A 9,937-nucleotide genomic window follows, 5' to 3' on the forward strand; every position below is an offset into this window, starting at 1 on the left:
GCCGCGCCGGGAGCACCGCCCCACGTCAGGGGGGATTGTCAGAGGGGGGTTCTACCGTCCTCCTCATGACGCGATCAGTGCAGGCCCTCACCTACGCCCGCCCCTCCACCCTGGAGTCCGGCGCGGACGGCGGGCTCCTCGGCCTGGAGACCTCCCGGGGGCTCACCCCCACCGGCGCCCAGGACCGGCCCACCTTCTTCTCGGGGTTCCTGGCCTCCCCGCAGACCGCCGCCCGAGGCCTCCTCGCCGTGGCGGACGTGGCCGCCGCCCGGTACCACGACCCCACCGCGCGCCCCCTGCTCGACCCCGTCGTCACCGGCAACGGCGACCGGCTGCGGTTCGAGTCCTTCTCCGGCTGCTGCGGGGTGTACGCCCGGCTCGACGTGCTGCGCGAGGGTCTGGACGGCGCCGGGACCGGGCACGGCACGACCAATGTCGATGTCAACAACCCCCTGCGGGAGGCGCTCTCCCGGATGACCGGCGACAGCCCGCTGCATCTGCGGGTGGGGCCGGGCGAGTTGGCGGTGACCACGCTGGAGGGCTCGGTGGTGGAGAAGAAGGTCCCGCTGCCCGAGCGCTGGCTGCGCGGCTTCGCCGAGGCCCAGGTCGCCACCGCGGGCTTCGATCTGCGGGCCGAACTCCCCGCCGCCGAGGCCGTGCGCTTTCTGCGCTCGCTGCCCCGGTCGTCGTCCGGGCGGGCCTCCCGAGGCGTCCAGTGGGTGATCGCGTCCGGGAGGACCCTGCGGCCCACCACCCGTCCGGTGCCCGGCGCGATCTGTCTGCCGGGGCCCGAGCGGCTGGGGGCGCTCCAGCGGGTGCTGCGCCAGGCGACCGCGCTGCGGGTGTACGGACCCGTGGTGACGGACGGCGTCCCGGTCCCGGCGGCGTGGGAGGTGGTGCTGCCGGGGATGCGGCTCACCCTCACCCTCTCCCCCGGCACCACCCGCGGCTTCTCCGGCGAGGGCGGGGTGCTGGAGGCGCTGGCGGGCGACGAGGTCGCGCGGGACGCCGAGTTGATCTCCGTACTGCTCGCCTGGGAGCCGAGGATCGACCCGGCCGATCTGGCGGAGCAGTCCGGGCTCCCGGTGGCCCGGGTCAGAGCCGCTCTGGTGCGGCTGGGCACGGCGGGCCGGGTGGGGTACGACGTGGCGGACGCGGCCTACTTCCACCGCGAGCTGCCGTACGACGCGGACCGGGCCGAGAGGCACAACCCGCGCCTGGTCGACGCCCGGCGGCTGCTGGCGGCCGGAGCGGTGGCGCTGGACGGGGAGTTCGCGTCGGTCGTCTCGGGAGAGCGCACCTACCGGGTCCGGCAGGCGGGCGGGACACCGCGCTGCACCTGCGCCTGGTGGTCGGAGCACCAGGGCACGCGGGGGCCGTGCAAACACGCGCTGGCGGTCCGGATGGCCCGGCGCGGCGCGGCGGCCGGCACCTCCGGCGCGGCGGGCGCCCCCGGCACGGCCGGCGCGGTCGCGGGAGGTGCGCGGTGAAGGAGCTTCTCGACGCGGTGCGGGGGATGCGGGTCGCCAAGGTGCCGGAGCTGCTCCGGCAGCTGACCCCGGCCGAGCGCAAGGAGGCGCTGACGGAGCTGAAGGCGCTCCGCGCGGAGCTGCGCGGCTGGGACTGGAACCGCTGGCGGGAGCGGGGCGGCATCGCCGGCGCGCTGCTGGTGGCGGGGGCCGGCTGTCAGACGGGTGCGGCGGCCGCGGCCTCCTGGATCGGTTCCCGGGATCTGCGGGCCGGCAGTCTCCCGGCCGGGAAACCGCTGCTGCGCCGGCTCGTGGAGGTGCTCGCCGACCGGGAGCCCGAGTGGCTCGGGGATCTGGCCCACCGGCTGGCCGCTCGCCCCTCGACCGCGCAGGACGACTATCCGCTGATCAGGGAATTGGTGGAGCTGGCCGGCTGTCCGGCGCCGACCACCGACGGCTTCGTCGAGGGGTGGGTCGACTCGCTCTCCCACCGGGGTGACCGGCTCGAACTGCTGCGCCTGGACCCGTACGCGCCGGTGCTGGTGCCCCGGCTGTTCGAGCTGGCGGTCTTCCCCTCCCGGCTCTCGTGGGCCGCCGACCCGGACGACCCGGCGCACTGGCCGTCGGCGATCGTGTCGCTGGGCGAGAGCGGGGTGCTGGAGCGGTCGGCGCTGCTGGACGGCTGTGTGGCCCGGCTGCTGCGCGGCGGCCGGCCCAGCGATACGCAGTTCTTCCTGACGCTGCTGAAGCGTCTGGCGCCGACCCCCGACGAGGAGGCGGCCCGGGTCCCCGACTGGTCCGGCATGGCCGCCGACGGAGGGCTCCCGGTGGCGTCCCACGCCCAGAGCGTGCTGGGGCGGCTCGCCGAGGCGGGCGTGCTGCCGCTGCCGGCCCTGGCCGAGGTGACGGGCGCGGTGCTCTTCCGTACCGAGAAGAAGCTGGTGCGGTCCCAGCTCACCCTGCTCGGCAAGGTGCTGCGGAAGCACGCGAAGGACCCGGCCGCCCTGGCGGTGCTGCTGCCGGTGGTCGCCGACGGGTTCGGCCATGGGGACACCCACATCCAGGAGCGTGCCCTGAAGCTGGTCGCCCGGTGTCTCCCGGCCGCCGGCGCGGAGCTGCGCGAGGAACTGGCCGGGGCGGCCGGCGGGCTGAGCCCGGTGCACCGGGCCGCCGCCGAGGCCGCGTTCGGGGCGCTGCTGCCCGGGGCGGGGACGGAGGTCGCCGAGGAGACCCTGCCGCCCGTGCCGGAGCGGCGCAGGCTCGGGCCGCCGCCCTCCTCGGTGGCGGAGCTGGTGGAGGATCTGGTGGTGCTGCTGCGCGGGCGGCAGGAGGCGAGCGAGTCCGAGCGGCTGCTCGACGGGCTGATCCGGCTGATCCACCGTGAGCGGGAGCCGCTGACGGCGGCTCTGGAGGAGGCGCTGGCCGATCAGTGGTGGCTCCATGCCGGCCATCAGCGGTACGACCGGGACCTGGGGCGCGGCACGGGCGTCGAGGTGGTGATCGCCACGCTGCTGGGGCGGGTGAGCGCCGAGACCCTCGACAGCTCCCGGACCCGTTCGGGGGGCACCGCCTCCTGCCCCCACGAGGGGCTGGGGGAGATGACCAGGGCGCGGTACTGGGAGGCCGCGTGCCGGGTGGGGAGCGGTTCGCCGCCGTTCCTGCTCGCGACCCCGACCTGGGTCACGGGGGCGCTGGACGCGGAGGTGCTGGTGGAGCGGCTCCGGGAGTACGGGAGGCTGGGAGTCGAGCCTCTGGCCACGGACTTCGTCCAGGCGCTGCTGCGGGTGGAGCGGGGCGGGGACGGGGTGGCGGCGGACGGGGCGGCCGGCCGCGCCGCCGACGCGGCCCGCGCCCTGGGCACCGCCGAGGGCGACCGGCTGGCGGAGTGGCTGTGCGGGACCGGCCCGGTGCCGCCCGCGCTCGCGGCCCTGTCGCCGGGGGACGGGACCGGGTCCGGCGCGCCGGGCGAGGAGGGGCCCGGGGAGCCGCGGCGCCGGCCGGACACCTGGCTGCGGCGGAGCCCCGCGGAGACCACCCGCCGGGTGGTGCACGGGATGCGGGAGCGGCTCGCGCTGCACCAGGCCTTCCCCCGGTCCTTCCGCTGGCTGGGCTCCGACTTCACGGACCTGCGGTGCTCCGGTTACTCCTGTGTCACCTGGGAGCCGCGCCGGCTGCTGGCGCTGCCGCACGACCGGGAGGCGGTCGCCCGGTGGATGGCGCACGCGGTGGTGATGTCCGCCGAGTGGGCGGACGGCGCTCCCCGGTGTCTGCCGGCCCTCGCGGAGGCCGAGGCGCGCCCCGGTCCGGCCGGGCCCGCGCTGCACCGGGTGCTGGCGGCGGGGACGGGCGCCCGGCGCGCCGATGACCGGCTGGCCGCGGTGGACGGGCTGCTGGTGCTCGCGGCGCGCGGGCAGTTGGACACCGCGCTGTTCGGCCGGGAGCTGGCGCGGCTGGTCCGGCACGAGGGCCTGAAGCCCAACCGGCTGGCCGACGCCGCCCGTACGGCCGCGGTGACCGGAGCGTACGGCACGGTGGGGGCGATCCTCGCGGCCGCGCTGCCCGCTCTGCTCCGGGCGGAGCCGCTGCCCCGGGCGATGGGGGAGATCCTGGCGGTGGCCGCGGAGTGCGCGGAGCGGTCCGGTGGTGTGCGAGGGGCCGCCGGGCCGGGCCTCTCGGCGGGCGAGGCGATACCCGGTCTCGCGGAACTGGCCGGGAGGGGCGGCTCCTCGCAGGCGGTCACCCAGGCGGTGCGGCTGCTGGCGGCGGCAGGGGCTCCCACCCCCACGCCAGAAATGGCCGGAAAGTGCTGATAGTTGATCAGATGCGCGCTTAACTCATCAGTCACAGTGCGTTCGTGATCAGGCAACACGGTTCGGCGAGAGTGAGGCCATGACCGATGTGACAGCTGCGAAGAACACCCGCCGCCCCCACCAGTGGCGGCGGGACCTCGTCGAGCTGGCGGCCGTGTTCACGGCGGTGGCGGTCGCCGACGTGGTCGCGAAACTGGTCGGGCACGGGCCCGACGGTCCGTTTCTGCTCCTGGTCTCGGCCGTGACCCTGGTCGCCACCGCCGCGTTCCACACATGGTGGGCGCACCGCCACCGCTCCTCCCCTGCGACCGATACGGCTCAGACCATCAACACCACGAACACCACGAACACCACCACCGCCGCCGCCGTCTCCCCCTCCGCCGCCGACCGGGCCGGGCGGGACGGAACGGTTCTCTGGCGGATGCGGACCACCGTGCGGGACTCGCCCGGCAGCCTCGCCGCGCTCTGCGCCGCGCTCGCGGCCCTCGACATCGACATCCTCACCCTCCAGACCCATCCCCTGGCCGAGGGCACCGTGGACGAGTTCCTGCTGCGCGCTCCCGGCGCGCTCCAGGCCCGGCGGCTCACCGACGAGGTCTCGGCGGCCGGGGGCGGCGGCACCTGGATCGAGCGCGCCGACGCCCACGATCTGGTCGACACCCCGACCCGGGTGCTGGGCCTGGCCACCCGTACCGCGCTGGACGCGGCCGAACTGCCCCTGGCGCTGCGGCAGCTGCTCGGCCGCTGCACCATCCACTCGCGGCCGGCGGTCCCGTGGTCCGGCCGGCCCTCCGGGGAGCTGCCGCCCGTCGACGGGGTGCTGGAGGAGACGGTGATGCGGCTGCGCGATCCGCGCGGCGGCACGATCACCGTGGAGCGCCCGCACCTGCCCTTCACACCGAGCGAGTTCGCCCGGGTCCGGGCCCTGCTGGAGCTGGACGCCCGGCTGGGTCCCCGGGTGCCCCGCAGCCGCGATGTCCTCACCCTGCCCGAGGGCGAGGAGATCACCGTGCGCCGGGCCGACCAGAGCGACCTCGCGGCGGCGAAGGCGCTGCACGACCGCTGCTCCGACCGCACGCTGCGGCTGCGCTACCACGGACCCGTCGGGGACGCCCACCGCTATCTCGACCATCTGCTCAGCCCGAGATTCGGCCGCACCCTCGCCGTGAGCACGGCGTCGGGGCGGGTGATCGCACTCGGCCATCTGCTCTGGGACGGGGACGAGACCGAGGTGGCCCTCCTCGTGGAGGACGCCTGGCAGCGCCGGGGCATCGGCTCCGAGCTGCTCGGCCGGCTGATCGGGCTGGCCCGGGAGGCCGGCAGCGAACAGGTGTACGCGGTGACCCAGTCGTCCAACACCGGCATGGTGGCCGCGATGCGGGGACTCGGTCTGCCCCTCGACTACCAGGTGGAGGTGGGCACCCTGGTCATCACGGCGCGGCTGGAGGGGACGGGCGCGGCGCTGAGCCCGTGACCGTCCCCGTTCCGGGCGAGGGCGGCACGGCCCCCGCCCGGGCCGCGGGCGCACCCGGGGGGCGCGGTGCGGCGGGCCCCCTGACCGGCCCATCAGTCGGTCGGGGGCGGGTGAGCAGGTATCCGGCCAGTGAACCGGGGTGTGACCTGGCCAACCCCATGGCGGCGATCAGACGATGGTGACGCGGAGCCCCCACTCGTATGAGGATGTGTGCATGTCAGTCACCCCCAGCAGCCCGCTGCCCCGCCAGGTCGCCGACGCCCATGTCGACGCGCTCATCGAACTCGACCCGACCCTCGGTACCTATCTGGGGGTCAGGAAGAGTGCCGCACGCCTTCCCGACTACTCCCCGGCCGGGCTGGAGGAACGGGCCGAACTCGCCCGGCGGACCCTCGCGCGGCTGGACGAGGCCGAGAAGCTGCCGGGTGCCGGGAGCGACGCCGAGCGGCGGTGCGGCCGGCTGCTGCGGGAGCGGCTGACGGCCGAGCTGGCGGTGCACGAGGCGGAGGAGGGGCTGCGCGCGGTGAGCAATCTGCGCTCACCGGCGCACTCGGTGCGCGAGGCGTTCACCGTGATGCCCACCGCCACCGAGGAGGACTGGACCGCCGTGGCGGAGCGGCTGCGGGCGGTCCCCGACGCGCTGCGCGGCTACCGGGCCTCGCTGGAACTGGGGCTGGAGCGGAAACTCTTCGCCGGACCCCGGGCCACCCGGACCAGTATCGGCCAGATGACCGAGTGGCTCGGCACGGAGCGGAGCTGGTTCGAGGAGTTCGTGGCGCCGGGCCCGGCCGCGCTCCGGACCGAGCTGGCGGCGGCGGCCAAGATCGCCACCGAGGCGCTGGCCGCGCTGCGGGACTGGATGAGCGAGGTCTACTCCCCCGCCGTCGCGGACGCCCCCGACACCGTGGGCCGTGAGCGCTACGCGCGCTGGTCGCGGTATTTCAACGGCACCGACCTCGATCTGGACGAGGCGTACGCGTACGGCTGGTCCGAGTACCACCGGCTGCTGGCCGAGATGAAGAGCGAGGCGGAGAAGATCCTCCCGGGCGCCGGCCCCTGGGAGGCGCTCGCCCATCTCGATGTGCACGGCCACCACATCGAGGGCGTCGAGGAGGTGCGGGCCTGGCTCCAGGGGCTGATGGACGAGGCAATCGAGGCGCTGGACGGCACCCACTTCGAACTCGCGGACCGGGTGCGGAGGGTGGAGTCCCGGATCGCTCCCCCGGGCAGCGCGGCGGCGCCGTACTACACCAGCCCCTCCGAGGACTTCTCCCGGCCGGGCCAGACCTGGCTGCCGACCATGGGCGCCACGCGCTTCCCGGTGTACGACCTGGTCTCGACCTGGTATCACGAGGGGGTGCCGGGTCACCATCTCCAGCTCGCGCAGTGGGTGCACGTGGCCGACCAGCTCTCCCGCTACCAGGCCACGGTCGGCGGGGTCAGCGCGAACGCGGAGGGCTGGGCGCTCTACGCCGAGCGGCTGATGGACGAACTGGGCTTCCTCCCCGACCCCGAGCGCAGACTCGGTTATCTGGACGCGCAGATGATGCGGGCGTGCCGGGTCATCGTGGACATCGGGATGCATCTGGAGCTGGAGATCCCGGCGGATTCGCCCTTCCACCCGGGAGAGCGGTGGACGCCCGAGCTGGCGCAGGAGTTCTTCGGCGGCCACAGCGGCCGGCCGGCGGACTATGTGGAGAGCGAGCTGATCCGCTATCTGTCGGTGCCGGCCCAGGCGATCGGCTACAAGCTCGGCGAGCGGGCCTGGCTGCTGGGCCGGGAGAACGCGCGCAAGGCGCACGGTGACGCGTTCGACGCGAAGGCCTGGCACATGGCGGCGCTGTCGCAGGGGTCGCTGGGGCTGGACGATCTGGTGGACGAGCTGTCGAAGCTGTGACGGCGGCGGGGGGCGGACCCCGGCGCGCGCGTCGGCGTCCGCCGGACCGCCCGGACCGCCCGGATCACCCCGGACCGCCGAGGACCCGGGCCGCGGGGCAGCCGAACGCCTCGCGGACTCCGGCCGCCACCGCCCCGGGGCCCCGGGGATCGGCGCGGGGACGGGGGAAGCGGGGCACGGGAGCCCGTCGTCACGGTCCCGGGCCCGGTGTCCGCCCGACACGGCTCCCGGTGTCCTCCGCGTGTCCGTCCGGCACGGCTCCCGGTGTCAGCAGCCGCACTCCTGCGCGCCGACGGGGGCGGTCAGGGGGTCCACCGCGCGCCGTTCCCCGGCGCCTCCCCCGGTCTCGTACGCGAAGCCCTCCCGCACCCAGTACTCGAATCCGCCGAGCATCTCCTTCACCGGGTAGCCGAGTCCGGCGAGGGCGAGAGCCGCGCGGGTGGCGCCGTCGCAGCCGGGGCCCCAGCAGTGGGTGACGACCGGGACGGAGGGATCGAGCAGGGCTCCGGCCAGCTCCGGAATCCGGGCGGTCGGCAGATGGAGCGCGCCGGGGATGTGCCCCTGGTCCCAGGAGTCGGTGGACCGGCAGTCGAGCAGGACGAACCCGGCGCCGGTGCCCAGGGCGAGGGCGGCGGCGACATCGGAGACATCGGTGTGGAGGGCCAGTTGTGCGGCGAAGTGGGCGGCGGCCACGGCGGACGGGGCGGGCGGGACCCGGAGAACGGGGTTCTCACCGAGTGATGTGGTGGTCATGGCCAGAAATCTATGGACGGGACGCGCTCCGCTGAAGTGGGATTCCCCGGCACTTCTCTTGATCCGCCGGGGAATCCCCTGTTGTCTGGCGTCATGACCCCCTACTCACCGGACGCCACCGACTGGCGCATCCTGGCGGAACTCCAGCGCGACGGACGGGCCGGCTTCGCCGAACTGGCCCGTACCGTCTCCATGTCGGCGAGCGCCGTGACGGAGCGGGTACGGCGGATGGAGGAGGCGGGGGTGATCGCCGGGTACACGGCGGTGGTCGAGCCGGAGCGGCTGGGGCTGCCCGTCCTCGCCTTTGTGCGACTGCGCTATCCGCACGGCAACTACAAGCCGTTCCACGACCTCCTGGGGACGACCCCGGAGATCCTGGAGGCCCACCATGTGACCGGTGACGACTGTTTCGTCCTGAAGGTCGCCACCCGTTCCATGGGCCATCTGGAGGAGGTCACCGGCCGGATCTCCGCGCTCGGTCCGGTGACCACCAGCGTCGTGTACTCCTCGCCGCTGCCGCGCCGCGCGGTCGGCGGCTGAGCGCTCCCGGGTTCAGCCGCCGAGCGCGTCCGTGCGGACGCGGACGCCGGAGCCATGGCGCTCCTTGACCACTTCCAGCTGGGTGGGGATACGGCGGCGCAGATCGGCCACATGGCTCACGATGCCGACGCTGCGGTCCTGTTCGCGCAGTGCGTCGAGGACGTCGATGACCTCGTCGAGGGTCTGCTCGTCCAGGCTGCCGAAGCCCTCGTCGATGAAGAGGGTGTCCAGCCGAACGCCGCCGGCCTCCTCGGTGACCACATCGGCGAGGCCGAGCGCCAGCGCGAGCGAGGCGAAGAAGGTCTCGCCGCCGGAGAGGGTCGCCGTGTCGCGCTCGCGGCCGGTCCAGGCGTCCACGACATGGAGCCCGAGACCGGAGCGCTTGCCGCCGGTCCGGATGTCGGAGTGGACCAGGGTGTACCGGCCGCCGGACATCCGCCGCAGCCGTACGGTCGCCGCCGCCGCGACCTGTTCCAGCCGGGCCGCGAGGACATAGGACTCCAGGCGCATTCTGCGCTCGTTGTCGGCGGAGGTGCCCGCGGTGAGGGCCGCGAGCCGGGCCACCCGGTCGTACTCCTCCCGCAGCGGGCCGAGCGCACGGGCCTCGGCCGCTGCCCGCCGGGACAGCTCCTGGAGCTGTTCGCACCGGCCGTGCGCGGCGTCTCGGGCGGAGAGGGCCTCCCGCAGGGCCCGTTCCGCGCCGCCGGCGGCGGCGCGCGCGGCCTCGGCGTCGGCGGGCGGGCGCTCCGCCGCGGCGCGGGTCTCCGGTTCGGCGAGCCGGGCGGCCACGGTGGCGGACTCGGTCCGCCACTCGTCGACGCGGTGCTGGAGCGCGCGCTGCTCCGTGTCGTCGAGGACCGCGTCGGCGGCGGCGCGGGGGGTGTCGAAACCGGCCCCGAACGCGTCGTCCGCGAGCCGGGCGTCGGTGTCCTTGAGGCGCTGCGCGGCGAGCGCGGCGTCGCGCGCCGCCGCCGCCGCGGCGGCGACCAGCCGC

7 protein-coding genes are annotated in these 9,937 nt (G+C 75.2%); 5 read left to right on the forward strand and 2 right to left on the reverse strand.

From position 1 onward, the window contains the following. Positions 1-65 precede the first annotated feature (65 nt). From ABT122_RS17870 to ABT122_RS17885, 4 genes are all read left to right on the forward strand, one after another. The gene (locus ABT122_RS17870) at positions 66-1,490 is read left to right on the forward strand and encodes an SWIM zinc finger family protein (protein ID WP_351552425.1); all 1,425 of its coding nucleotides are present in this window, start codon (positions 66-68) and stop codon (positions 1,488-1,490) included. Beyond that, a complete protein-coding gene (locus tag ABT122_RS17875) occupies positions 1,487-4,279 on the forward strand; it encodes a DUF6493 family protein (RefSeq protein WP_351552428.1) in 2,793 nt (930 codons plus the stop codon). The genes ABT122_RS17870 and ABT122_RS17875 overlap by 4 nt, the downstream gene beginning before the upstream one ends. Positions 4,280-4,358: 79 nt before the next feature. Continuing rightward, positions 4,359-5,753, forward strand: coding sequence for a GNAT family N-acetyltransferase (locus ABT122_RS17880; protein ID WP_351552431.1), 1,395 nt, complete (start codon positions 4,359-4,361; stop codon positions 5,751-5,753). A 214-nt stretch (positions 5,754-5,967) separates the two neighbouring features. Next, the gene (locus ABT122_RS17885; protein ID WP_351552434.1) at positions 5,968-7,650 is read left to right on the forward strand and encodes a DUF885 domain-containing protein; all 1,683 of its coding nucleotides are present in this window, start codon (positions 5,968-5,970) and stop codon (positions 7,648-7,650) included. A 267-nt stretch (positions 7,651-7,917) separates the two neighbouring features. Here ABT122_RS17885 and ABT122_RS17890 read toward each other — a convergent pair whose 3' ends face one another. Next, the gene (locus tag ABT122_RS17890) at positions 7,918-8,409 is read right to left on the reverse strand and encodes a rhodanese-like domain-containing protein (protein ID WP_351552449.1); all 492 of its coding nucleotides are present in this window, start codon (positions 8,407-8,409) and stop codon (positions 7,918-7,920) included. An 87-nt stretch (positions 8,410-8,496) separates the two neighbouring features. Here ABT122_RS17890 and ABT122_RS17895 point away from each other — a divergent pair, with 87 nt between their 5' ends. Next, positions 8,497-8,943 (forward strand): Lrp/AsnC family transcriptional regulator, encoded by a 447-nt coding sequence (locus tag ABT122_RS17895; protein WP_351552437.1) that lies wholly within the window; start codon positions 8,497-8,499, stop codon positions 8,941-8,943. Between the two features lie 12 nt (positions 8,944-8,955). Here the strand turns inward: ABT122_RS17895 and ABT122_RS17900 are convergent. Beyond that, a partial coding sequence (locus ABT122_RS17900) for an SbcC/MukB-like Walker B domain-containing protein (RefSeq protein ID WP_351552440.1) occupies positions 8,956-9,937 on the reverse strand: 982 nt, incomplete at its 5' end.

The sequence above is a fragment of the Streptomyces sp. NPDC001985 genome, assembly GCF_040296845.1.
GTDB lineage: Bacteria > Actinomycetota > Actinomycetes > Streptomycetales > Streptomycetaceae > Streptomyces.